We start from the raw sequence: 24,242 nt of genomic DNA on the forward strand, positions 1-24,242 counted from the left end.
TCGTAGCCTCTGCCCTCATCAGGGTTAATGGGTTCTAGCGGTTAACACATCGTACAAACCCCAGATTGCCATGGGGCGCATGTAGTGGCAGGCGCGGTAGGTGCCCAGGGCGGTGATCGCCTCAGGGGTGCGAAATTGCAGGCCGTAGCTATAAATTTGCTGCACGACGGATTCGGCGATCGCCATCGCCTCTGCCGTCTTTCCCATCTGGGCAAAGAACGCCGCCAGCCCAAAGTTGATGCCGATCCACACCTCCTGCTGGTGGGTGCTGTCGGGATCTTCGGGGGAGCCATCCGGCAATACGCCATTGGCAGCCCCGATCGCCAGCTTCAGCGTCGCCGCGCTAAAGTTGCCCAGCTGCGCCCCCTCAAACTTTTGCTGGGGCGGGCGCTCCTGGCTTTGCACCACCTGGTTAAATTTCACAAAGCAGGCGTCGTAGATAGCGTCGAGGGCCGATAGGGTAAATTCGTCCTCGACCAAATCGGGCAGGCCCAGGTGGCGCACCATAAACTGGCCACAGAGCTGGTCGGCCATCACCACATCGGAGCCACTGCCCGTATCCAACCGGTAGTAGCGGCCGTTCCACAGTTTAGGGTGGTAGGCCTTGAGGCCGTTGTCGAGCCAGCGGCGGTACTGGCTAAGCAGAATGGGGGTATTGCCGGGGGCCAGCCCATTGGCGGTAAGGATGTCGGCGATCGCGATCGCTGCCTCCATTGCCCCCAGCCACAGCCCACCGCAGTAGGCGCTAATCCCCTTCAGCTGCCAGTCATCGAAGGTTTGGTCGGGGGCTCCCTCGTTTTCGGGAATGCCGTCGCCGTCGCGATCGAACTGTTTCAGGTATTGCAGGGTGTCGACCACGGCGGGCCAGCAGTCTTTGAGAAAGGCCACATCCGTCGCGCCCGTGAACTGGTAGGCGCGGTAAACCTGAAGCACAAAGTCGCTGCCCAGGTCTTTCCACTGGTTGCAGTCTTGGTAGCTGGTGTAGTTGGTCTGTGCCCAGGGGTGCTCGTTGGGGGCACCCAGGTCGTGGGGGGTGGCGCCCTTGAGCTTGCGGACTGCCGGAGGCTGCTCTAGACCCATGGTGACGTAGTAGCCAATGATCCGCCGCCGCTCATCCTGAGCGGGGATGGCGCGGGCAAAGGCGCGCAGCACCGCTTTCTCGAGTTCGGGCCACAGCAGCAGGGTGGCAAAGCCGCCGTAGAGGCGCACATCCAAACTTTCGTACCAGCGGTAGTCGATGCACTCCAGCACCGCAAACTGGCCCACGGGGTCGGCCTCGGTGGCGGCGCTCCACAGGGTGCCGCCGCTGGCCAGGTCGTACAGCTCGTTAAATAGCGCCATTTTGAACCAGTCGGGCAGGTCGGGCCGATCGAGAATTGGCTGCTGCCAGGCAATGATCTGCTGCTGCCAGGTTTTGTATTCGGTCAGGGCATCGAAGGCGATCGCCCTGGCATTTCGTCCACTGGTGCCAAAGAAGTCGGTATAGCGCCGGTAGTTGTTTACCCCAGCGGCGAATTCTGTCACTGGCAGATCCCACGCCAGGGCAACGGGGATTTGGTGGGTTTCGCCAGGTTGCAGGGTGAAGCGCAGGGCGATCGCACAGCCGATCTGCTCTCCGTCTTCCGCTGGAGAGGTATCCAACAGGTTCATCAGCCGCCCCAGCTTAGCGAACGAATCCCATAGGTCACGCCCGTCGCCTACCGGGTTCCAGCGCAGGTCGTAGGAAACTTCTACGCCGGGGTCGTCTAGGGTAGCGATGCACCACTGGCCATCACCTTCCTTCGGTTCCCCATCCCAGTTCCCATCCATCACCAGGGCCTTGAGGCCGTCGGCGTTGATGAACTGGTTGAAGTTGCCGGTGCTTTGCCCCAGGGCGGGCACGTAGTCGTAGTAGGGGCTGCCGTCGTCGCGCAGCAGCACCTCTGGGGATTTTTGGGTATTGGTGAACCAGCCCACCATATTTTGCCAGCTCACCATGATGCTCAAGGTGATGGGGGTGGTAGTCGGGTTATGGGCCGTCCATTCAAAGGCCACCACCGGGTAGCTAGCCTCTTTGTAGTTGTCGGGCCAGATGGGCGACACCTGTTCGCAGGTGATCTGGGCGCGAAACACATTCTCGTAGCGGTACCAGCTGCGGGGGTAGAGGGCGTGATAGCTGCCCGTGGCGCGGGCTTTAGTGGAGGCGGGATACCACGACCATGACGACAGACTGCCATCGGTGGGCGGCTGGGTGCTGAGGGCGTAGGTCTGGGTTCTGCCGCCCCCCTGCTCCCAAAGGCTGAACTGGCAGCCCGGAAAGCTTTGGAACACATGCTCGCCGCCATCCATGTGCCAGAGGTTGAAGTCGCCGTTGGGCGATCGCCCAACACAGCCTGCCCCCAGCCCGCCCAGGGGTGCTCCGTGGTCTGGGCCATCGTCGAGGTTGCTAGCGTAGCGCACGATGTAGTGGTGCTCCCACGGCTGGCCGAGGGGTCGTTGCCATGCCTGGGACGGAATCTGGGGAGGGAGGGATGGGGTTTCAGTCATCCCAAAATATTACCGGAGCGGGTTGGTTTATGGGCTTTCCCCAATTTGAACTCAGCGCTGAATGGGTTGGCGATCGCGGCCTCACCCATGGCACCAGGCGATCGGGATTTAGTAGTTAGGCCTCCTCACCCGTTCGTCAACGTCAGTTGCTTGCCGTAGACCCGCGTCTTAAGCTCGTCACCAATTCCTCACACCTGGGCGCACCCAAGCCCACACTCGCTGTAGATCCCTTTAGAATTGGGAAGCTTGAGAGGCGGTTGGCACGTCTCCCACGGCGTCAAACCCGCCCTTCAAGAACATTTGGACAGGTCAACCTTGCCCCTTACCCACAATCCCCCCGCTACCCTCGATCTCGACTTTGTCCGACAGCAGTTTCCCGCTTTGGCGGGTGATTGGGTCTTTTTTGACAACGCTGGCGGCTCGCAGATTCTCAAACCCGTAGTCGATCGCATCACCTCATTTCTCTATGAGTCGAACGTGCAGCTGGGGGCCAGCTACGCGGTGTCGCAGCTGGCGACGGAGCGGGTGGCGGCGGGGGCCAAGGCCATGGCCACGCTGATCAACGCCGACGACCCGACGGAGGTCGTGCTCGGGTCCAGCACCTCGGCGCTGTTGCGCATGCTGGCCCAGTGCTTTCGCCCGACCCTCGAACCGGGCGATGAAATTGTCGTCACCAACGCCGACCACGAGGCCAACATTAGCCCCTGGGTGGAGCTAGAGCGCGAGGGCATTGTCGTTAAGACCTGGCGGGTCAACCCCACCACCTTTGAACTCGATCTGGCCGATCTAGAGGCCCTGCTGACGCCGCAGACTCGTTTAGTCGCTGTCACCCACACGTCGAATGTGTTGGGCAGCATTCATCCAGTGCGGGCGATCGCCGATCTCGTCCACGCCCACGGGGCGCTGCTCTGCGTCGATGGGGTTGCCTTTGCCCCCCACCGCCGCATCGACGTGCAGGCCCTGGACGTCGATTTCTACACCTTTAGTCTCTATAAGGTGTATGGCCCCCACATGGCGCTGCTCTACGGCAAAAAAGAGCTGCTGCTGGCCCTGCCCGGCTACAACCACTACTTCATCGACGACACGGCAATCCCCTACAAATTTCAGCCCGGGGGCAGCAGCTACGAGCTGAGCTACAGCCTCACGGCCATCACTGACTACTTTGAAGCTCTGGCTCAGCACCACGGCCAGCCTGACGAAGCAAGCCCCATCGATCAAGCCTTCGGCCTGATTCAGCAGCACGAAGGAGCGCTTAACGGACGGCTGCTCTCGTTTCTGCACAGTCGGCCCAAGGTGCGCATTATCGGTCGCGACACCGCTGACCCGACGGAGCGCGTGTCAACGATTTCCTTTGTGGTGGAGGGGGTGAGCAGCGACCAAATTCCGCCCCGGCTCGATGCTCACAACATTGGCATTCGCTACGGCCATTTCTACGCGCTGCGGCTGATCGAAGATTTGGGATTGTTGCCCCAGCAGGGCGTGGTGCGGGTCAGCATGGTGCACTACAACACGCTTGAGGAATGCGATCGCTTAATCGAGAAACTCGCCCACTATCTATAAGAATCCCCAGCCAAGGCTGCCATGATTGACCCAGCGTCAGCGCCCGCTTAAGAATTTGTCCTACCCAATGTAGCTAGCTGCAACAAAGCTTATTGCAACTTAGCCTGTCTCATTCCCGGGTAGGGTGGAGGGCATCTGGTGTAGCGGCAGCCAACGTTTGAGTATCCCAAAAGCCTAGTAGGCAAGGGGTATAAGAGCTAACACCTCTGTTTGAAGCTGGGGAACGCGGCGGTCAGCTTTAAGTTGGCGCTGGCAGATTTTGGCAGTTGAAAACAGGCTGATTTGTGCACAGCTCAGGGTTTTGCGAGGGCAGGCAAAAAACCAATTCAAAAAGTGTCCCAGTTCTGAGATCTGGGATAAGCTAATTGGCGACGTTCGCTGCTCCTCCGATCGCGATTTACACCATGAATTGGCGACTCTGCAATCTCCCCAGACTGACTTCTGCTGCTCAATTCAAATTCGGCGTGGTTAAGACTTTAGTTCGTAGTTTGGCGAGCGGCTGGAGGCAGAGGCCTCGCCGCAGAGCCTTGCTCGGGCTAGGGTTGGCCACAGCGTTCTTGGTCTCAGTAGCGATGCCCCGCTCGGTATCGGTGGCCAACGCCCAAGACCTAACCGCTGCGCTTTGGACTCGGGCCTCGTTTCCGGTTGAAAATTTCCAAACCTATACCTCCCCCTTCGGCTACCGCAGTGACCCCTACAACGGTGGCTCTCGTTTTCATTACGGCCTTGATCTAGCGGCCCCCAATGGTAGCTACATTCGCAACTGGTGGGCGGGCGAAGTGCTGTGGGTCGAGGGCGATGGCGCCTGTGGCACCTCCATGGCGATCAAATCGGGGGAATGGACCCATATTTACTGCCACATGCAGGGGCATGTGGAGGGCAGTGGCCAGAACAAAGTCATGGTCGATCGCGACGGCGGCATTCAGCTGCAGGCGGGCCAGGCCATTCCTGCGGGGGCGCGCATTGGCCGAGTGGGCATGACGGGCCGCACCACCGGGCCGCACCTGCACTGGGCTCTCAAGTACCAAGACAACTGGGTTGATCCGGCTCTGGTGCTGCGGGCCATGTATGTTGGCCAGCAGGCGGCGCTGTAGGGTTCGGTGCCTTGCCCCGGTTGGCGATGGATAGCCTGGTTAGGACTTGTGGTTTTGGTAGTGGGAATGGCAATCGCTCAGCCGCTCTCTGCCCTAGCAGCTGACAGCCACCCACCTCTGACATTAGACCTGTTGCGCCAGCGGCTAGCGGCCCCGGTGCAGCGGGAGGGCAGACCAGCCATCGATCTGCGCTACTACACCATCGATCTGCGGCCTGACAGCCCCCTGACCGATAGCTTTTACCGGCTGCTGAGCAGCGGGCTGCAAAAACCGGCAACAACCCCAGTGCTCGACCTGAGTTATGCCGTGGTGCAAGGCGATCTCGACTTGCAGCGCCTGGGCCAGCGGGAACCCCTCTATGGCGACAACCTCTCACCGCTGCTGAGCGATACCGGACAGGCTCAACTGAGGCGCGATCGCCAGCGCTTGCTCCAGCTCAGTCGGCTCTCCCAGTCATTGCTCATTCAAGGCCAGGGTAGCAGCCAGCAAATTTATTTATTCAAAGCGCCGCTGGTGGCGGTGCAGACCCGCTTCACGGGCCAGGTACTGGGGGGCGATACGTTCTTTTTGGGGCGAGTGCTAGCCAGCGGGGCAGTGTTTGAGCAGGGCCTCTCTGTGGGCGGGGCGCGCTTCAACCAAGCGGTAAATTTTTCGGGGGCCGACTTTCGCCAGAGAGTGCAGGCCAAGGGCAGCCTATTTTTTGAGCCGGCCCGGTTTGATCAGAGCCAGTTGCGCAGCGGCGCGACTTTTCAGGGAGCCGAGTTTAAAGCCGATGTCAATTTCAGCCGGGCGGTGCTAGCGGGCGATCTAAACTTTGGCCGCGTGCAGTGGCAGGGGGTGGCCGACTTTGCCCGCACGGTGTGGCAGAGCAGCGCCTTCTTTGTGCGCAGCTACTTTGCCAAGGCGCTGTTTTTTACCGAAGCCCGCTTTGACGCGCCACTGGTGCTGCGTCAAACCCGCTTTGGCGAGCCAGTCAACCTGCGCAACGCCATGGTCGGCGGTGAGGTCGATCTGGGGGATGCGATATTTCTGCCAGGGGCCTACCTAAACGTGGCGGGTCTGGAGTTTAGCCTGGAGCAAACCCAGATTTTGGGCACCCCCAGCAAAATTGGTCGGGTGTTTTCGGTGCCGCAGCTGGCGGGCAACGAGACCCTGCTGCGCAACCTGGAGCGCAACTTTCGCAATCAGGAGCAGATTAGCGACGCCAACTCGATCGCCTACACCGCCGAGCGCCTGCGGCTAAAAAGCTGGCAGCAGCGGCTGCTGGGGACCAACGTCAACACCGCTTCGGTGGCCGCCCTGGTGCGGGCGGGCTTTACCGAGGCCCAGGCGGCGGCGGTAGTCAACCAGCGCCAAATCCGAACCTTCATCGGCACCGAGGGGGTGCTGAGCGTGCCGGGGGTTGACCTGGCAGCGTATCTAAAGGTGCGCGATCGCATCTTTGCCCGCGACACCTTCCCGATTACGCGGCGGTTTACCCTGGCCTTGCAGTGGCTGTGGCTGGGAGGGCTAGTGGTGCTGAGCCGCTATGGCACCAGCTTTGGCCTCACCTTCGGCCTGGGTCTGGTGGCCATTCCCACCTTTGCGCTGATGTTTTGGCTGGTCGATCGCTACCGTCGCCGCCGAGCCACCCCGATTCTGCCGCCCCTGGCAGAAGGGCTATGGCTGGGGGGAGGCTGTAGCCTGCTGCTGGGGCTGGGGCTCAACGCCTTGCTGCGCTCCGCCGACTATCCGCTGCTGACTCTGGGCTTTTTGTTTATGCTGCTGGTGCCAGTGCCCGCCGTGCTGATTGGTCTCTTAATTAAGCGGGGCCGCTACCACGACCTGATGCAGGAAAGCTACTTTGTCGAAGACGGCAGCCTGCGCCAGCTGCGGCTCTTGATCGCGCGCCTGCCGGTGATCCCAAAGTTTCCGTTTTTTCGCGATCGCTACACCTACCTGCTGCTCGATCGACGCTGGAACTGGCTAAATTATTTAGACTTTAGTCTCAACAACTGGCTAAAGTTTGGCTTTAATGACATTCGATTACGAGACGAGCATGTGCCGGGGCTGATTACAGCTTTGGTGTGGTATCAATGGGGGTTGGGTCTGCTCTACACAGCGCTGCTCCTGTGGACGCTCTCGCGCACCATCCCAGGGCTGAACCTGCTGATTTATTTCTAGCGCCGCTGTTGGCTATCCGTTGACCGTTTTCTGCCCCCCGTGACCCAACCCTCTGCTTCAGATCTCAACCATCAGGCCAAATCCGATCTGCGCCGCCGCCTCATCAGCGCCCGCCGGAGCATTCCCCCCCAGCTGTGGAAGCAAAAGAGCGATCGCATCTGCGCCCACCTGCTCAACTGGAGCTACTTTCGCCAGTGCCGCATTATCCTGGCCTACACCAGCTTTCGCCAAGAGCCCGACCTCAGCCCCCTGACAGCGCACCATCCCCACTGGGGGCTGCCCCGCTGCGTCGATAAAAACCAGCTGACCTGGCACTACTGGTCGGCCAACAGCCGCTGGCCCCTGCGTAAAGGCTCCTACGGCATTATTGAACCCCACCCGCGATCGCCCCAGGTGGACCTTTCTCTGGTAGATCTCATCCTCGTGCCCGCCGTCGCCTGCGACGTGCGCGGTTACCGCCTTGGCTACGGTGGCGGCTACTACGATCGCCTGCTCAGCCAGCCCCCCTGGCAAAGCATTCCCACCGTGGGCATTGTGTTCGAATACGCCCGCCTGCCTAGCTTGCCGAAAGACGTGTGGGACAAACCCCTCGCCGGCGTCTGCTCCGAAAGCGGCCTCTTCCTCGGCGAAAAATAACCTCCCTATTTTCCGCCCCATCTCCCTCACCCTCCCACTCTCCCTCACCCTCCCACTCTCCTACTCCCCCACCCTCCTCACCTCCCCCATCTCCCTCCCATGCACGGCCCCAGCCCCACCACCCGCCACCCCATTCCCGGCGTCACCCGCACAGCCTTTCTCAACACCCTCGTCACTAACCCCAACATTCTCGTCGGCGACTATACCTACTACGACGATTTTGAGAATCCTGAGAACTTCGAGCGCAACGTGCTCTACCACTTCGACTTCATCGGCGACAAACTGATCATCGGCAAATTCTGCTCCATCGCCTCCGATGTCAAATTCATCATGAACGGCGGCAACCACCGCACCGACTGGTTCACTAATTACCCTTTTCCCGTGTTTGGCCAGGGCTGGGAGTCGGTCATGCCCAGCGAATGGCCCTACAAAGGCGACACCGTTATTGGCCACGACGTGTGGATCGGCTACGGCGCGACCCTCATGCCTGGGGTGGAGGTGGGCGATGGGGCAATTATCGCGGCTCAGTCGGTGGTGACCAAGGCCGTGCCTCCCTACGCCGTAGTCGGTGGCAATCCCGCCCAGGTCATCCGCTATCGCTTCGACGAAGCCACTATTGAGGCCCTGCTAGAAATTCAATGGTGGCACTGGGAGATTGAAAAAATCACCCGCCACCTACCCGCCATCTGTGGGGCTGACTTCCAGGCCCTGCAAGAGGCCCACCGAAGCGTTTAGAACCCACAAGACGGTAGCGCACCTGCTGACCGATTACTCTCTCGCCAGAAAAATCCTGTAGAAAGCCTGTCCTAGCTGTCCACTCTCCAGCAACACTGGCCAGCTCAAGCTAGCTGGTCAGTGTTCTCGGCCTAACCATCTGGGGTACTCTTTGGGCAAATTCCTTCGGGTGGCTAAGAGCATGAGACGGCGCAGCATAGTCAATAGTTTGTTTCTGGCGATCGCGGTAACCGTGCTGCTGGTCTGGCCCTTGGGATTACGTGCCCCGGCCCAGCAAAGCGCTGGGTCTCCCCCGCCCCTCGGTAGCGTCGTGCGGGAGTACGAGATGCTCAGCATGCCCACCGCTACTGCCTACTCGGTTTACACCACCAACGCTACGACTCCTCACCAGGTGTGGTATCGAATCTATGGTGGTAATGCGCTGTTTCGGCAGCGACTGCGGGTCTATCAAGAAAACGCTGGCCCTCGCCCCATCAACCAGCTTCCGCCCGAGTCACAGTTGAAGGCAGAAATTACCGACAATGACCCCACCCGTTGGTATCGCTTTACTTCAGAGACAGATGTATTCACCTACTATTTCGACGGCGACAACCGTCTGACGGCCAAAAGCCCCTGGCGCGATGCCTTTGGAGTCAAAATTAAGCGCACCCGTTACACCAACGGCAACCGCTACGAGGTTGACTTTGAAGATCACGACTCCCTAGACGACTTCAATGACCTCAAGATTGAGGTCGTAATTCTTCAATAGGCGTAACATTGAGAGGGCAAAGCCAAGCGAGAAGCTGCGTCTATGGGATTAACGGGGTCAATCTACGCAATCATAGAACGTAGGTATGGGTGAGGAAGGCTATGAATCGCTTTATTATCGGTGGCGTTTTGGCGGGTCTTGTGTTGATGCTGATGAGCGGCCTCAGTCGGCTCTCGGGCGATCGCCCCGACAGAGAACGGCTCGCTAGCCAACAGAATACAACTGCTCAGGATGCCGATGGCTTGGGCGCGCTGCCCCTTGAACAGGCTGGTCAACTGGTGCAGCGCCAGAGCGAAGTGGGCACCGGGACTGCGGCCGCGGGCAACAGTGCGTTCACCGACCAGGGCAACAATCGCGCCACCATCTCGCCAAACAACACGGGGACGCCGGGAGCCAACGGCGTCACCCCTGCCCCCGGCAACGTGATTCCCCGCACCGGAGCAGCAACCACCTATCCGGCTACGGGCGGCGACATTGCGCCCATTCAGCCAGGTCTGGTGCAGCCCGACGCGGCGCAGCGTCCGGCCCCCAACCCCGACCCCGATCTAGATTCAATTCCAGCCCTGTGGTAGGCTCCCTCTCTCAAGGCAGAGGCGCAGCGCTCACGCCCTCCAGTGGCCTAAAATGAGGCTGAGCACTTGAGTTGAACAGCATGGCAAATCAGGGAAGCGACGTCCTGGTAGTGGGCGGCGGGGTTATTGGCTTGGCGATCGCCCTAGAGCTGCGGCAGCAGGGGGTCAGCGTTGCCGTGCTCAGCCGCGACTTTCAGCAGGCTGCCAGCCACGCCGCTGCGGGCATGCTCGCCCCCCAGGCGGAAGGGTTGCCGCCTGGGCCAATGCTCGATCTCGCCCTTGCCAGCCTGGCGCTCTATCCCACCTGGGTGAACAAACTGGAAGCACTCACCGGGCAGTCGGTGGGCTACTGGCCGTGCGGCATTTTGGCTCCGCGACGCACGGCAACTGCGCCTTCCACCGGCTGGCTAGATGCGGCGACCCTGGCCTACTACCAGCCCGGCCTCGGCCACGATGTGCAGGGAGCGTTTTGGTACCCTGACGAGGGCCAGGTAGACAATCGCCTGCTGGTGCAGGCGCTGCGATCGGCGGTCATTGACCTGGGAGTAACCCTGCACGAAGGCACTGGAGCGATCGCCCTGCGCCAATATCAGGGGCGCGTTGAGCAGGTCTGTACAGCTCAGGCGGGCAACTTTAGCGCTGACCAAGTGGTGCTGGCCACTGGGGCCTGGGCTAACGAGCTCTTGCCCCTACCGGTCTTTCCTCGAAAGGGCGAAATGGCCAGCCTGCGGGTGCCCCTCGGCTATGGCACCCCTCAACCCTTGCAGCGGGTGCTGTTTGGCGAAGACATCTACATCGTGCCCCGCCGAGATGGTCGCATTGTGCTGGGGGCCACTAGTCAGGATGTTGGGTTTGCGCCCCACAACACGGCGGGCGGGGTGCATCAGCTAGTGGGCAATGCGATCGCCCTGCTGCCCCAGCTAGCCAACTTCACCCTGGAAGAAACCTGGTGGGGGTACCGCCCCGCCACCCCCGATGAGTGGCCCATCCTTGGCCCTGGCCCTGCCACCAACCTCACCTTGGCCACCGGTCACTACCGCAACGGCATTTTGCTCACCCCCATTACTGCTCAGCTGGCGGCCCAGGCGGTGCTGGGCAAGCCAGACCCGCGCTTAGATGCGTTCTCTTGGCAGCGCTTCCACACCGCCCCGCCCACACATCCCAACCTTCCCGCTGTTTCTCCTACCCCTCAGGCTATGACCTTTACCGATGCTGCCCCTGCGACCCCGGCCGCTCTGGGAACGAATCTGTCCTTCGCCAACGACTTGACCGACACCCCTCTAACCATCGCCGGGCGCACCTTTTCGTCTCGGCTGATGACCGGCACCGGCAAGTACGACGACTTTGAGGTGATGCGCCAGAGCATTGCCGCCAGCGGCTGTGAAATTGTCACCGTGGCGGTGCGGCGGGTGCAGACCAGCGCCCCCGGTCACCAGGGGCTAGCCGAAGCCCTCGACTGGTCAAAGATCTGGATGTTGCCCAACACGGCGGGCTGCCAAACCGCCGAGGAAGCCATTCGGGTTGCTCGCCTGGGCCGCGAAATGGCCAAACTGCTGGGTCAAGAAGACAACAACTTCGTCAAGCTCGAAGTCATTCCCGACGCCAAGTACCTGCTGCCCGACCCGATTGGCACCCTGGAAGCTGCTGAACAGCTAGTGAAAGAAGGCTTTGCAGTGCTGCCCTACATCAACGCCGACCCGCTGCTGGCTAAGCGATTAGAAGAGGCAGGCTGTGCCACCGTCATGCCGCTGGGGTCGCCCATTGGCTCAGGGCAAGGCATTCGCAACGCCGCCAATATTCAAATCATCATTGAGACCGCCAAGGTTCCAGTGGTGGTGGATGCCGGAATTGGCACCCCCAGCGAAGCCGCCGAAGCCATGGAAATGGGGGCCGATGCCCTGCTGATCAACACCGCGATCGCCAAAGCCGCCAACCCGATCGCCATGGGTCGCGCCATGGGGCTCGCTACCCTGGCCGGTCGCTTGGCCTACCGCGCCGGGCGGATTCCGGTGCAGGGGGTGGCTAGTGCCAGCTCGCCGCTGACGGGGCGGGTGACGGAGTAGAGGGTGGATGGGTGGATGGGTAGAGGGTGGATGGGTGAAATCTTGATTTTGAGTTCACTCTTCTCCTCACATCCTCTTACTAGTCCAAAATTTTCACTCGCCCAAGCTGAATCGCGTCGAATAGGCGATTGACCTGTTTGCGCTCGCTCTCATCGATGGTGCCATCGGCTAGTACTAGGGTGGTTAGCTCCTGATACTGAGTTTTAGTAATAGCGCGGGCCTGAATAAACTGGCTGACTAAATCGGTGATGGGGCAGCCAGGCTGAGATGGTGACGACATAGAGCAGACCCTTGGCAAACGTACTGAATAGCATTGGCCATCGCGCTGAGTAGTAGTCACTGCTACTGGCAAAAAATGGGGCGGCGCACTGGCGTGTAGCGATCGCGGCTGGAGGTTAGACAGAATGTCGTGACCGTCCGGGCGATGGCTATACCAGTTGTAACCGGTAGATACGGCTGGTGGCTAATTCTAAAGCCTCCAGTGGAGCAGGTTGGCAATTTGCTGGGCCAGAGTGAGGGGGTCAAAGGGCTTGGTGATCAGGCCGGCTACCTGAAGAGCGGTAAAGCGGGAGCGATCGCGCGCTAGCACCTTAGAAGTGAGCACAATTACAGGAATGGCCGCGGTGGCAGGGTGGCGGCGCAGCCTGTCGTAGATCTCAAAGCCATCCATATCGGGCATAGAAATATCGAGCAGAATAGCATCGATGGCCGACCCCTGGGCCAGCTGTAACCCCTCGGTTCCAGAGGTAGCCTCGAGGATTTGCCAGCCCGCCAGTTCTTCCAAAGCCGCCTGCACAATAGCGCGAATGTCATCTTCATCGTCGATCAGCAGCACTCGCTTAGACATGGTTGGCCTCTGGCATCAGCGGCAGCTGCACAAAAAAGGTGCTGCCCTGCCCCAGATGGCTCTCAACCCAGATATGGCCCTGGTGCTGCTGCACAATCCGCTTGCAGATCGCCAAGCCCAGCCCTGTACCACCGCGCTGCCGCGAGTCCGAGGCATCCACCTGCTGAAATTGATCAAAAATTACCTCCAGTTTCTCGGCAGGAATGCCGCGTCCGTGGTCGCGGACGGTGAGGAGGAGGTGGGGGTGAGGGGGTGAAGGGGTGGGAGGGTGGAGGGGTGGGAGGGTGACTTGTCCTAACTCCGTGATCTTCCCCATCTCCCCTACCTCCTCCCCGGCCAACGCCGTTGCCTCTAACCAAACCGTCTCTCCATGACGCGAGAACTTAATGGCATTGCTAAGCAAGTTGGTGAGCACCTGAACAATGGCGTCGGGGGCAGCCCACAGGGTGAGATTCAACGGTATCAGGGCGATGGTAATGCCAGAGCGATCGGCCAGGAGCTGAACGCTGTCGATCGCCTGGTACATCAGGGTGGCTAACTGGCAAGTTTCTTTTTCGAGCTGCACTTTGCCCGATTCAAGCCGCTCAAAGCTGAGAATGTCGTCGACCAAACGCACCAGGCGATCGCTGTTATTGATGGCAATGTCGAGCATGTGGCGGGCCTTCTCGGGGCGATCGGCGTAAACCCCGGCCCCCAACAGTGCCAGCGCCCCCTGAATGGCGGTGATTGGGGTGCGCAGCTCGTGGCTGACCACGGAGATAAACTCATCTTTCATGCGATCGATGGCCAGGCGCTCGCGAATATCCTGCACATGGCCAACGGAGTAGATGGGGTTGCCCGCCGCATCGTAGATCGGGGCCGCGTTGATCACCACTGGAATCACCTCTCCCTGTTTGCTCAGGTAGCGCTTTTCGATCTCGTAGGTGCGCGCCTCGCCGCTCATCATGCGCTGAAACCCGGCCCAGTCGCTAGCCCAGTCGTCGGGGTGGGTGATGTCTTTGAAGGTGAGGGTCAGCAGCTCAGCCTCGGTGTAGCCCAGCAGGGTGCAGTAGTAGGGGTTGACCAGCACAAACTGCCCGGTGGTCGACACTAGCGAAATGCCGTAGGGGGCGTCGTCAAAGGCACTGCGAAATCGGGCTTCACTCTGGCACAGGGCCTCTTCGGTGCGCTTGCGTTCGGTAGTGTTTTCTACGGTGCCGACTACCCGCACCACTTGGCCCGCCTCATTAAACAGAGGGAACGCCTTTGAGCGCAACCAGCGCAGCTCGCCCCCAGGAGTAATGTAGCGATACTCTTGATCGAAGTTCTCGCCCTGCCGCTCTCGCCCTAGGGCGGCAATGATGCGATCGCGATCGTCAGGGTGAATGCAGGCTATCCATTGGGCTTGGCTGTCGGGACTAGGGGCAGGAACAGGGGCTATTCCCCGAATTTCCCAATAGGACGAATTGACGTAAGCATAGTGGGCAGTCTCGGTATCGTAGACAAAAAAGCCCTCCTGCACCGTTTCCGCCAGCTGCCGAAAGCGGGTTTCACTCTCTTGCAGAGCCAGCTCTGCCTGTTTGCGATCGGTGATATCCATCGAGACACCCATCAGCTTGACTACTCGCCCCTGGTCATCAAAGATGGGCTCACCCCGGGCGTCGAGGTAATGGATTGAGCCGTCGGGGTGAACGGGACGCAGGTCTACCTGGTAGGGAATGCCGTCGGCAATGGCGGCGGTCATGCGCTGGGTGAGGCGATCGCGATCCTCGGCTGGCAGCTTTTGCAGCAGCTCATCGTAGGTTGGGGGTGTTGGGGTAGGCTCCAGCCCCCAGTGGCGAAAGGTCATTTCCGACCAGGCAATCCCCTGGCTGACGACGTCAAATTCCCAATAGCCCACCTGAGCCACTCGCTGGGCCAGGGCCAGCCGCTGCTGACTCTGGCGCAGGGCGGCCTCGGCCTGGTGGCGATCGGTGATATCGCGGTGGGTCACAATCAGACAGTCTTGGCCGTCGAGGGCTTGGGCCTCGGCAGAAAGCAGCACAGTTTTGATTTCTCCTCGCTTCGTAGTGAGCTGCACCTCCAAATTGCGCACCCGGCCCTGCTGCTCTAGCAGGGTGCGGTAGCGATCGCGCTGGGTGAGGTCGGTCCACAGGTTAAGCTCTATGGCGGTGCGCCCCACCATCTCGTCTCGGTCGTAGCCAAGAAATTCCAGCAGGCTGTGGTTGACATCGACCAAACGGCCCTGGTCCCGAGTGGCAATGGCAATAGGGTCAGGGCTAGTGCGAAAAATGGTGGTGAACTTGGTTTCTGACTCGGTCAGGGTAGTCTGCAGGCGCTGAAACGACTGCTGCAGCTGGTCGGCCATCTGGTTAAAGGAGCGGGCCAGGTGGTTAAATTCGCTGATGCGGCTGTTGGTGGGCAACCGCTGGGCAAAATTGCCCGCTGCCAGCTCGTCGCTAACTCGGGCAAAGAGGCGCAGGCGAGCCAGTACCCCCTGGGTGAGCAGCAGCCCCAGGGCGATCGCGCCCCCCAGGGTAGGCAACAGCAGCAGTGAAATCTGATGCGCTCGGTCTGGCCCCCGCTCCACCGAGTGACCCGCAACCACCATCGCCAGCAGCGCAAACACCACCAGCGGCACCGTTAGCACCCAGTGCAGCGGGAGAGGAGGAGCCAGGTTCAGGCGGGGCAGACGCATAGGCGCGATCGAGCACTCAAGGGGCTAAGGCACTGCCCTTAGGTTACGGCCAGGCGTAGCGTCTTCTTCACCAGCTGGAATCATCAGCGATCGCTTCAGCAGCTCCAGGCGGTGAGACAGCTGGGGTCGCAGTTTGGGGTGGGGCGCAGAGCGCAGCAGCAGCTCGATTGCCTCCGCCACCGCCGCTGCTTGGGCATAGCCAAACAGCCCCAGCCCCCCCGCCAGCCGGTGGGCTTCGGCCATGGCCAACTGCCGCAGCTCGGGGCTAAAGGTGCCAGACTCTAGGGCCTGCATGGCCCGATCTAATACCTCCAGCCGCTGCTCTAGGGAAGCGCGAAACCGCTGGGTCGCCTGCTGCATTACCCGATCGAGGCGCGGTGAGGACGAGCCACCAGCGACGGACTGCCCCGCTGCCGCCGCGTCCGCAGGAACCGCCTTGAGTCGATAGCCCAACCCGTAGACCGTCTCAATGGGGCTGGTCTCCAAGCCCGCTGCCTTCAGCCGCTGGCGCAAATCTTTAATTAGGTTAGTGACCGAGCCTTCCACCGGAGTGTCGGCCATGGGCCACAGGTGGTCGATAATGGCGCTGCGGGTGAGCATTCGCTGGGGCTGGCGCAAAAACAGCTCTAGCAGTTCATATTCTTTGGGTCGGCAGGCGATGGGCTGCTGGCGGTAGGTCACCTGGGTGAGGGCCGGGTCGAGGCGCAGCTCACCCCAGCTCAGCACCGGGGCCGTTGCGCTGCTACGACGCAGCAGAGCCCGCACCCGCGCTAGCAGCTGGGGCGCATCCCCAGTTTTAGCGAGGTAGTCGTCGGCCCCGGCATCTAGCCCAGCGACAATATCAGCACTGGTGGCTTTGACCGTGAGCATGAGAATGGGAGTACGGTTGCCCTGGGCGCGCAGGCGGCGGCAGACCTCTAGCCCATCCAGCTTCGGCAGCAGCCAGTCGACAATCAGCAGGTCGTAGGGCCAGCGGCTGGCCAGATCGAAACCGGTGGCCCCGTCGGCGATCGCATCGACAGCGTAGCGATGGCTCGTCAGGGTGTCAGCCAAAAAGTCACTGGTGGATGGGTCATCCTCTAGCAGCAGTATTTTCATTACAAAGAAGCATTACAAAAATATGTATCTAAAGGAGGGTGTTATCTTGCCCCCTACGATACTCTGGTAACCCGCTGGCCACAATCCCCCACCCCGGTAATGGAGATCGTTTAGGCAGGTCTATGGCTGGGCTGTTGAATAAATGCTTCCACCTGGTCTGGGGGCAACGGCGGCGCAATCCAGTAGCCTTGAATGGCGTCACAGCCCAACTGCTCCAGTCGGTGGGTTTGAAACTCGGTCTCGACCCCCTCGGCGATTACGGTCATGCCCAGCGACTTGGCAATCTGAATAATGGCTTTGACGATGCTGACATCGTCGTGGTCAACGTCAATATTTTCGACAAACGACTGGTCGATCTTCAGGGTATTGATGGGAAAGCGCTTGAGATAGCTCAGGGATGAATAGCCGGTGCCAAAGTCATCAATTTTGATATCAACCCCCTGTTTCTGAAGGTTCGACAGCGTCGACAGCACGCCCTTTACATTCAGCAGCAGCAAACTTTCGGTCACCTCTAGACCAAAGTTGGTGGCCGGCAGCGCTGTTCGCTCCAGAACGGCCTTGATCTGCTCAAAAAATTCGGGCCGCTCAAACTGCGCCGCCGCCACATTCACATTCATCTTCAACCCCTTGACTACGGGGAACCGGTGACACCAATCGGCCATCTGACGACAGGCGGTCTCAAAGATCCATTCGCTGAGGGGAATAATCAGCCCCGTTTCCTCCGCCAGGGGAATAAATTCGCCGGGCGCAATGAGCCCGCGCTGGGGGTGCATCCACCGCACCAGCGCCTCAAAGCCCAGCAGCTGCCGACCGGCCAGGCTGACAATGGGCTGATAGTGAAGGATGAAGTCTTGCCGCTCTAGGGCCTGACGCAGATGGGTTTCTAGCTCAAATAGCTCGATTGCGCTAGCGTGCATCGCCGGGTTAAAGATTTTGTAGCCCATCGACTGCCCCCCGGCCTTGGCCCGATACATGGCGTTATCCGCATCCCGCAGCATATCTTCTCCCCGGTTGTAGTCGGGGCTGGCTAGGGCAATACCCAGGCTGGCAGAGGTAAAGACCGTGTGACCCATCAGCAGAAACGGCGCTTTGATATCTGACTGAATGCGCTCCACCACGTGGATGGCTTCGTTTAAGCTGGCGATTTGCTCCAGCAAAATGACAAACTCATCGCCCCCCAGGCGAGCGACTGTGTCGCTTGCCCTAACGTGGCGTTGCAGAATGTGGGCAATTTGCACCAGCAGCTGATCGCCCACCAGGTGGCCCAGGCTGTCGTTGATCACCTTGAAGCGATCCAAATCGATGAATAACACCGCAAACAGCTGCTCGGGATGGCGTTTGAACCGCTGCATGGCCTGCTCTAATCGCTCGGTAAACAGGGCGCGGTTGGGCAAGCCCGTGAGGGCGTCGTGCAGAGCCTGGTGGCGCAGTTCTTCTTCAGCTAATTTGCGATCGCTGATGTCGATAAAGGTCACCACCACCTGGGTCAGCCGCTGAGCATCGTCAAAGGTGGGAAACGCATTGACCAAGACCCAGGTGCAGTCTGAGGTCTGGGGGCGACAAATGCCTAGCACATAGTTTTGGAGCGGGCTTTGGCTGACGATCACCTGCGTCACCGGATATTGCTCGGGGGTTAACACCACACCGGTTTCATCCACAACTGGGCAGGGGGAGTAGTCGCGGGGCTGCCCCTCCATGGCCTCCGGCGGCAACCCCAGGAGCTGAGCCGCCATCTGGTTACACATCACAATGCTGGCATCGGCAGCATAGACAATTACCCCAGCGTGGAGATGATCCACCAGCAGGCGATAGTTGGCCTCGCTGTGGTGCAGTTTTTGTAGGGCGATCGCCAGCGAGTGGGTTTGCTGCTGCAGCGTCTGATTGGCGGTGGCTAGGGCCACAGTGCGTTCGTCGACCCGTTGTTCCAGGGTGTCTAGGGTCTGTCGTAGCTGGTTCACCATGTGGTTAAACGCCTGGGCTACCGCCGTAAACTCGTTGTCGCCGGTCAGTTGCAGGGGCTGGCTGAGGTCGTGCTGGGCAATGCGCTCGGCGGCGATCGCCATTAGCGTCAGGGGGGTCATAATTCGTCGCCCCAGCACAACACTGGCCCAAATCGCTAGGGCCAGGGCCGTTAGGGCCGTAACCAGCAGGGCCGCGCTGCTTTGATTGGCGGTGTTGGTTAGCTCAAGGCGGGCCGCAGCGGCGCGGGCGGCCGAGCGATCGCCAACGGTTTGAATAATGCCGTTAATGTCTCGGTTGATATTGGCCGCAATGATGCGGTTGACCTGCACCTGCTGATCGAGAAACAGCAGGGCATTGAGGGAGATCTGATAGGTCTGCACCAGCGCCTTGGCCTCGGGGTCTAATGCCTCAGCCGGCAGCTGCTTTAGGGTGACAGACAGCTGATCTAGACCCGATTGCAGATCGTCGAGATAGGTCGGGTTCTGGGTATTTAGGTAGGTCTGCTGCTGAGCCATCAGCTGCCACACCAGCATGCGCAGAGGCATGATCTCTGCGCGCTGGTCGTTGGGTAGGGTGGCGAGCAAATCTTTGAGCTGGCGGTGCACCTCATGGTTCAAGCTATCCTCTGCAATGCGGCGAGTAGTAGTTTCGAAGGCCGATTCGTAGTTGTTAAACAGTGAGTCCAGCAGGGCAAATTCTTCGGCCAGCTCATGATTTTGGGCTTCTAGTGCCCTCAGAGCGGCTAAATTCTGGCGGGCCTGAGCCAAATAGGTCCGGTTGGTTTTGACATACCCTTGGGCGTTGGCATCGATATTGCCCCCCTGCCAGGTATCAAAGTAGGCCTCCTCAGCCTGGCGAGCCAGTAAAAAGTTGGTTTTTAACTCCAGGCTGAGTTCCCGCAGCTGGGCAGCATTGTCGAGGGTAGTCTGGCTGCGGTGCCGGAGCCGCTGCAAGCTACCGTAGCCAATGGCGGCGCTGATACCGTGCAACAGCAAAATGATGCCAAATCCCAGCATCAGCTGAGCCCGAATGGTTCTAAACCACCGCAGCCGGTCCGTCATAGCGACCCCTCGACGGCCATCAGCTGCCTCACAGTGGCCTGGAGCTGGTTGGCGGCCAGGGCAGGTTCTACCCCATCGTAAATGTCGTGGATGGTGGCCGCGATCGCTAGAGCTACCTCGTTCCAGCGGGGGTGCAATACTGCGGTCGGGCGTGAGGTTTGCATGGCGGTTTGCACGGCCAGGGCGTAGTCAAAATTCATGGCCCCGGTATAGACCGACGGCGTCAACCAGCTAGAGAACCGGGGTGCTCCCCCCGTAGCCACGGCAATTTTGGCTTCCATTTCGGGGCTGGTAGCCCATTGAATAAACAGCCAGGCGGCCTGGGGATGGCTAGAGCGTTGGGGAATGCCAAGCCCCCAAAGCCAATGGCCGGTCAGGCTCTGTTGGTGAACCGGAGGCAGCACAGTGTAGCCCACCTGATTGGCGATCGCGGAGGTCTCACGCTGCTCAAAGTCAGGTCCAAACAGGCTGGCATCAATGTAAAACGCCGCTTTTCCCGCCTGAAATAGCTGGGTAGCCTCAGGCCAATTCATCTGTTTAATGTCGGCTGGTCCCGCCTGCATCAGCTGGGCGTAGGTGGTCAACCCCTCGACAATGCGAGGATCGGTGAGGCGAGGTTGTTGCCAGTCGCCGTCAAACCAGAGGTTAAAGGGCAGTGGGGTGGGCTCGGTTCCCCAGCCGTTGAGCACAATCCCCGATACCGTGTCGATAATGGCATCGGATTTAACCCCGCGCATCACCATCCCCAAGGCCTGCCCGCTCTGGTTGATCTGGTTGGCGGCCTGCACCAGCTCAGCCATGGTTTGGGGCACCCGACCCGCCAAAAACTGATCCACCAGGCGCCTGTTGTAGAACAGAATGTACGCCTCAAAGGTAGCGGGAATGCCGAACAGCTGGGGGCTGCTGCTGTCTGGTGGGTACATCGCCGCCAGCCGAAACCCCTCGGGAAAGTCAAACAGGTTGTAGTTGGCTGCCGTTAGCTTAGGGTTGTTGAGCAACGGCGTCAGCGGTAGCAGCAGATCGTCTCTCCACAGTCGGTAAGCGGTAGAATCCATCGGCAAGAAGAAGGCATCTGCCGACACGGAGTCAGCCCACAGCAGCGCCTCCATTTCTGCAAAGTAGGCTGGTTCTGCCACTGTGCGAATCTTCAAGGTGATGCCGGTCAGAGCCTGAAAGTCCCGCAGGTAGGGCAGCAGGCCCGTGGTCCAGGGATGATCGTCCAGCAGCAGCCCGATCTGATCGCCCGCAAACCGTCGCCAGTCAACATTCTGGTCAGACTCGATCGCCAGCTCATCAGTAGGAGCGCGGGCCGAGGGGCGGCAGGTTGCTAAACTCGTCAACCCCGCCGCCGCCGCCAGCTGCATAAACCGACGGCGACGCAGCACATTTATGGACTGAGCCAGTAGCTTTGGCATCACGGCAACGATTGAAAGGAACAATGGCCATTGAGAGATGCACCGGCTGTTTCCTTAAGCATGCCCCGAGCGGGCAAATTGCAGAACCTGGGCAGGGAGGGGGCGCAAGATTGGGCCTAAAGGCTTAACCTCCAATCAGTGGCAGCCCCCTAACCTCGTGAAAGGTTAGGGGGCCTATTTTCCCACAGGGTTTGCCCCAGTCGGTTGAACATTAAGTCAATGACATTTCGCTGGGGGCTATACAGAGTATTTGACCAGCTCCCCAGGGCTGATGGTCTCAAGCACGGTGTCAGGCGTGAAGTAGCCCAGGGCCTGAATGATGCGGGCGATGCAGCCCGTCCAGCCGGTCTGGTGGCTGGCCCCAATGCCCGAGCCGTCGTCGCCATGGAAGTACTCGTAAAACAAAATTAGGTCTTGCCAGTGGGGGTCGGTCTGGAACTTTTCGGCGCCGCCATAGACGGGACGACGACCGTTTTCGTCTTTGGTAAAGATGCTGACCAGGCGCTCGCTGATGCACTGGGTGATTTCAAACAGGGTCTTTTCGTCGCCCGAGCCGGTGGGGTACTCCATCTTGAAGTCGTCGCCATAGTAGCTGTAGAGCTGCAAGAGCGCCCGAATCAGCAGCAGGTTGACGGGCATCCAGATCGGGCCACGCCAGTTGGAGTTGCCGCCAAACATGCCCGAGGTGGAGTCGCCGGGCACGTAGCCGACTTTGTACTCCTGCCCAGCGTGGTGAAAGATGTACGGGTTGTCGTGGTGGAAGCGCGACAAGGAGCGAATGCCGTAGTCGCTCAAAAACTCGCCCTCGTCGAGCATGCGAGTGAGCACCTTGCGCAGCTTGTCTTCATTGAGAATCGACAGCATCAAACGGTGGTTATAGCCCTGCTTAATGGGCAGGTGCACGTTGCCCACTAGCTCGGGGTGGCGATTGATAAACTTCTCGACCCGCTCCCGCAGTCGGGGCAGCTCGGTAAAGGCCTCGCGGGGGAAGACAGCGACGGCCATCAGCGAGAGTAACCCGACCAGCGATCGCACCTTCAGCCGAGTCGAGTTGCCGTCGGGTAGCCGCAGCACATCGTAGAAAAAGCCGTCCTCTTCATCCCACAGCTCGTCTTGGTGAACGCCGATGCGGTCCATGGCTCCGGCAATCCACATGGTGTGCTCAAAGAACTTGATCGCCAGGTCTTCGTAGAGGTGGTCGTGGAGGGCCAGCTCAATGGCAATTTGGAACATGCGCTGGCTAAAGAACACCATCCAGGCAGTGCCGTCGGCCTGCTCCAGCCTGCCCCCGGTGGGCAGCGGCGAGCTGCGGTCAAACACCCCAATGTTGTCGAGGCCCAGGAAGCCGCCCTCAAACAGGTTGTTGCCGCCCTCGTCCTTGCGGTTGACCCACCAGGTGAAGTTGATCAATAGCTTCGAGAAGGCGTATTTGAGAAACTCCAGGTCGCCCTGGCCGTTGTTGCGCTCGCGATCGCGCACGTAGATCTCCCAGGTGGCAAAGGCGTGCACGGGCGGGTTGACATCTCCAAAGTTCCACTCGTAAGCCGGAATTTGGCCGTTGGGGTGCAGGTAGTCTTCGCGCAGCATCAGCATCAGCTGCGACTTGGCAAAGTCGGGGTCAATCAGGCTGATGGGAATGACGTGAAAGGCCAAATCCCAGGCGGCGTACCAGGGGTATTCCCACTTGTCGGGCATCGATACGATGTCGTCATTCATCATGTGGAACCACTCGCTGTTGCGCACGTGGCGCTTGTCGATCACGGGCGTCCAGGGGGTGACGTGGCGCTCCCGCAGCCACAGGTCGAGGTCGTAGTAGAAGTACTGCTTAGTCCACATCATGCCGGCCAGGGCCTGGCGCATGACATTGGCGCGATCGCCGTCAGCCAGCACCGCTGGCGGAATCACCGTGGCGTAAAACTCATCGGCCTCGCGCAGCCGCACCGCAAACTGATCGTCAAAGTAGAGGCCAAAGGGGTCGCCCACCTCGGCGGGGGTGCTCTTGGTTAGGCGCAGTTTGACCACCACTGTTTCGCCCGCCCCAATCGTGAGCTGGTAATGGGGCGAAACTTTGGTGCCCACTCCATCGGGGTTGACCAGATCGGTTTTGCCATCCACGACATAGTTATTGACGCCGTCTTTGACGTAGGGGCTGGGATTGAGGGTGCCAAACACCCGCTCCGCGTTGGTTTCGTTTTCAGTAAACAGCAGCGGCACCCCAGCATCGCAATAGAAGTAGTAGTCGGTCATCAATGGCGTCAGCAGCGGGTTGGTGATGGTAGCCTGCACAGCTCCATTGCCCAAGGCCCTGAGCAGTGGCTTTTCGCCAGTCTCTTTCCACGACCAGGTGTTGCGAAACCACAGGGTGGGCAGCAGGTGCAGCGGGGCCGCCTCCGGTCCCCGGTTGGCCACGCTGATCTGAATCAGCACGTCTTCGGCGTCGGCCTTGGCGTATTCCACAAACACGTCGAAGTAGCGATCGCTGTCAAAAATGCCCGTATCCAGCAGCTCGTACTCCAGCTCGTAGCGATTGCGACCGGCGTTGGTATTGACCAAATCTTCGTAGGGATACGCCGCCTGGGGGTACTTGTAGAGATACTTCATGTAGGAGTGGGTCGGCGTGCTGTCGAGGTAGAAGTAGTACTCCTTCACGTCCTCGCCGTGGTTGCCCTGACTGTTGGTCAGGCCAAACAGCCGCTCTTTGAGAATAGGGTCCTGGCCATTCCACAATGCCAGAGCAAAGCACAGCAGGTTATGGTCGTCGGTAATGCCGCCGAGGCCGTCTTCACCCCAGCGGTAGGCTCGCGATCGCGCCTGGTCGTGGGGGAAATAATCCCAGGCGTTGCCGTCGGTGCTGTAGTCTTCGCGTACGGTGCCCCACTGGCGCTCGCTCAGGTAAGGCCCCCATTTTTGCCACGGGGCAATTTGGGCACGAATTTCTGCTAGGCGATTGGATTCTGCGCTCACGGTGCTGTCCTGCCTGATGAAAGTAGCTGTTTTTTGCCCGATCCCTAGCGGCGCCTAAGAAATCTCAGAAAGACTCAAGCCCAAAGGGAGCAGGCTAGCCGCTATCTTCTCGAAACTTCCT

The 24,242-nt window shown here is 60.0% G+C and carries 17 protein-coding genes; 9 read left to right on the top strand and 8 right to left on the bottom strand.

From position 1 onward, the window contains the following. Nucleotides 1-24 precede the first annotated feature (24 nt). Nucleotides 25-2,526, bottom strand: coding sequence for a GH116 family glycosyl hydrolase (locus H6F75_RS06190; protein ID WP_190750267.1), 2,502 nt, complete (start codon nucleotides 2,524-2,526; stop codon nucleotides 25-27). Between H6F75_RS06190 and H6F75_RS28425 the strand changes: the two genes are divergently transcribed. The 9 genes from H6F75_RS28425 to thiO all read left to right on the top strand — a co-directional run bounded on the left by H6F75_RS28425 (nucleotide 2,511) and on the right by thiO (nucleotide 12,097). Further along, nucleotides 2,511-2,645 (top strand): hypothetical protein, encoded by a 135-nt coding sequence (locus tag H6F75_RS28425; RefSeq protein WP_277874234.1) that lies wholly within the window; start codon nucleotides 2,511-2,513, stop codon nucleotides 2,643-2,645. The two genes, H6F75_RS06190 and H6F75_RS28425, sit on opposite strands and share 16 nt — an antisense overlap. A gap of 196 nt (nucleotides 2,646-2,841) precedes the next feature. Then, entirely contained in the window at nucleotides 2,842-4,086 is a 1,245-nt protein-coding gene (locus H6F75_RS06195; RefSeq protein WP_190750269.1) for a cysteine desulfurase-like protein, read from the top strand. A gap of 572 nt (nucleotides 4,087-4,658) precedes the next feature. Then, on the top strand, nucleotides 4,659-5,180 hold the full coding sequence (locus tag H6F75_RS06200) for a M23 family metallopeptidase (RefSeq protein ID WP_190750271.1): 522 nt from the start codon (nucleotides 4,659-4,661) through the stop codon (nucleotides 5,178-5,180). Between the two features lie 66 nt (nucleotides 5,181-5,246). Beyond that, entirely contained in the window at nucleotides 5,247-7,343 is a 2,097-nt protein-coding gene (locus H6F75_RS06205; RefSeq protein WP_190750273.1) for a pentapeptide repeat-containing protein, read from the top strand. 39 nt (nucleotides 7,344-7,382) lie between these two features. Then, on the top strand, nucleotides 7,383-7,979 hold the full coding sequence (locus tag H6F75_RS06210; RefSeq protein ID WP_190750275.1) for a 5-formyltetrahydrofolate cyclo-ligase: 597 nt from the start codon (nucleotides 7,383-7,385) through the stop codon (nucleotides 7,977-7,979). A gap of 99 nt (nucleotides 7,980-8,078) precedes the next feature. Then, the gene (locus H6F75_RS06215) at nucleotides 8,079-8,714 is read left to right on the top strand and encodes a CatB-related O-acetyltransferase (protein ID WP_190750277.1); all 636 of its coding nucleotides are present in this window, start codon (nucleotides 8,079-8,081) and stop codon (nucleotides 8,712-8,714) included. Between the two features lie 181 nt (nucleotides 8,715-8,895). After that, complete coding sequence (locus tag H6F75_RS06220) at nucleotides 8,896-9,462, top strand: hypothetical protein (protein ID WP_190750279.1); 567 nt, start codon at nucleotides 8,896-8,898, stop codon at nucleotides 9,460-9,462. Nucleotides 9,463-9,563: 101 nt separating this feature from the next. After that, nucleotides 9,564-10,034 carry a hypothetical protein gene (locus tag H6F75_RS06225; RefSeq protein ID WP_190750281.1) on the top strand — a complete coding sequence of 157 codons (471 nt, stop codon included), beginning with the start codon at nucleotides 9,564-9,566 and terminating at the stop codon, nucleotides 10,032-10,034. 80 nt (nucleotides 10,035-10,114) lie between these two features. After that, nucleotides 10,115-12,097, top strand: coding sequence for a glycine oxidase ThiO (gene thiO, locus H6F75_RS28745; RefSeq protein WP_190750283.1), 1,983 nt, complete (start codon nucleotides 10,115-10,117; stop codon nucleotides 12,095-12,097). Between the two features lie 79 nt (nucleotides 12,098-12,176). Here the strand turns inward: thiO and H6F75_RS06235 are convergent, their stop codons facing one another. The 7 genes from H6F75_RS06235 to H6F75_RS06265 all read right to left on the bottom strand — a co-directional run bounded on the left by H6F75_RS06235 (nucleotide 12,177) and on the right by H6F75_RS06265 (nucleotide 24,121). Further along, the gene (locus H6F75_RS06235) at nucleotides 12,177-12,377 is read right to left on the bottom strand and encodes a hypothetical protein (protein ID WP_190516108.1); all 201 of its coding nucleotides are present in this window, start codon (nucleotides 12,375-12,377) and stop codon (nucleotides 12,177-12,179) included. Nucleotides 12,378-12,566: 189 nt separating this feature from the next. Then, nucleotides 12,567-12,944: a response regulator gene (locus H6F75_RS06240; protein WP_190750285.1), complete on the bottom strand. Its 378-nt coding sequence runs from the start codon at nucleotides 12,942-12,944 to the stop codon at nucleotides 12,567-12,569. Next, the gene (locus H6F75_RS06245) at nucleotides 12,937-15,621 is read right to left on the bottom strand and encodes a PAS domain S-box protein (protein ID WP_190750287.1); all 2,685 of its coding nucleotides are present in this window, start codon (nucleotides 15,619-15,621) and stop codon (nucleotides 12,937-12,939) included. The genes H6F75_RS06240 and H6F75_RS06245 overlap by 8 nt, the downstream gene beginning before the upstream one ends. A 24-nt stretch (nucleotides 15,622-15,645) precedes the next feature. Next, a complete protein-coding gene (locus tag H6F75_RS06250) occupies nucleotides 15,646-16,719 on the bottom strand; it encodes a response regulator (RefSeq protein ID WP_190750289.1) in 1,074 nt (357 codons plus the stop codon). A 110-nt stretch (nucleotides 16,720-16,829) separates the two neighbouring features. Continuing rightward, entirely contained in the window at nucleotides 16,830-19,742 is a 2,913-nt protein-coding gene (locus H6F75_RS28430; protein ID WP_190750291.1) for an EAL domain-containing protein, read from the bottom strand. Further along, nucleotides 19,739-21,157: an extracellular solute-binding protein gene (locus H6F75_RS06260; RefSeq protein ID WP_199303774.1), complete on the bottom strand. Its 1,419-nt coding sequence runs from the start codon at nucleotides 21,155-21,157 to the stop codon at nucleotides 19,739-19,741. The genes H6F75_RS28430 and H6F75_RS06260 overlap by 4 nt, the downstream gene beginning before the upstream one ends. A gap of 237 nt (nucleotides 21,158-21,394) precedes the next feature. Further along, nucleotides 21,395-24,121, bottom strand: coding sequence for a glucosidase (locus H6F75_RS06265; RefSeq protein WP_190750293.1), 2,727 nt, complete (start codon nucleotides 24,119-24,121; stop codon nucleotides 21,395-21,397). Nucleotides 24,122-24,242 lie beyond the last annotated feature (121 nt).

The organism is Nodosilinea sp. FACHB-131 (assembly GCF_014695395.1).
In the GTDB taxonomy this organism is placed as follows: domain Bacteria; phylum Cyanobacteriota; class Cyanobacteriia; order Phormidesmidales; family Phormidesmidaceae; genus Nodosilinea.

What these genes read in the sequence shown, in the direction of transcription:
- H6F75_RS06260 (WP_199303774.1), bottom strand. Translation starts at nt 21,157, where the DNA reads ATGCCAAAGCTACTGGCTCAGTCCATAAATGTGCTGCGTCGCCGTCGG.
- H6F75_RS06225 (WP_190750281.1), top strand. Translation starts at nt 9,564, where the DNA reads ATGAATCGCTTTATTATCGGTGGCGTTTTGGCGGGTCTTGTGTTGATG.
- H6F75_RS06245 (WP_190750287.1), bottom strand. Translation starts at nt 15,621, where the DNA reads ATGCGTCTGCCCCGCCTGAACCTGGCTCCTCCTCTCCCGCTGCACTGG.
- H6F75_RS06220 (WP_190750279.1), top strand. Translation starts at nt 8,896, where the DNA reads ATGAGACGGCGCAGCATAGTCAATAGTTTGTTTCTGGCGATCGCGGTA.
- H6F75_RS06235 (WP_190516108.1), bottom strand. Translation starts at nt 12,377, where the DNA reads ATGTCGTCACCATCTCAGCCTGGCTGCCCCATCACCGATTTAGTCAGC.
- H6F75_RS06250 (WP_190750289.1), bottom strand. Translation starts at nt 16,719, where the DNA reads ATGAAAATACTGCTGCTAGAGGATGACCCATCCACCAGTGACTTTTTG.
- H6F75_RS06190 (WP_190750267.1), bottom strand. Translation starts at nt 2,526, where the DNA reads ATGACTGAAACCCCATCCCTCCCTCCCCAGATTCCGTCCCAGGCATGG.
- H6F75_RS06200 (WP_190750271.1), top strand. Translation starts at nt 4,659, where the DNA reads ATGCCCCGCTCGGTATCGGTGGCCAACGCCCAAGACCTAACCGCTGCG.
- H6F75_RS06240 (WP_190750285.1), bottom strand. Translation starts at nt 12,944, where the DNA reads ATGTCTAAGCGAGTGCTGCTGATCGACGATGAAGATGACATTCGCGCT.
- H6F75_RS06205 (WP_190750273.1), top strand. Translation starts at nt 5,247, where the DNA reads ATGGCAATCGCTCAGCCGCTCTCTGCCCTAGCAGCTGACAGCCACCCA.
- H6F75_RS28430 (WP_190750291.1), bottom strand. Translation starts at nt 19,742, where the DNA reads ATGACGGACCGGCTGCGGTGGTTTAGAACCATTCGGGCTCAGCTGATG.
- H6F75_RS28425 (WP_277874234.1), top strand. Translation starts at nt 2,511, where the DNA reads ATGGGGTTTCAGTCATCCCAAAATATTACCGGAGCGGGTTGGTTTATG.
- H6F75_RS06215 (WP_190750277.1), top strand. Translation starts at nt 8,079, where the DNA reads ATGCACGGCCCCAGCCCCACCACCCGCCACCCCATTCCCGGCGTCACC.
- thiO (WP_190750283.1), top strand. Translation starts at nt 10,115, where the DNA reads ATGGCAAATCAGGGAAGCGACGTCCTGGTAGTGGGCGGCGGGGTTATT.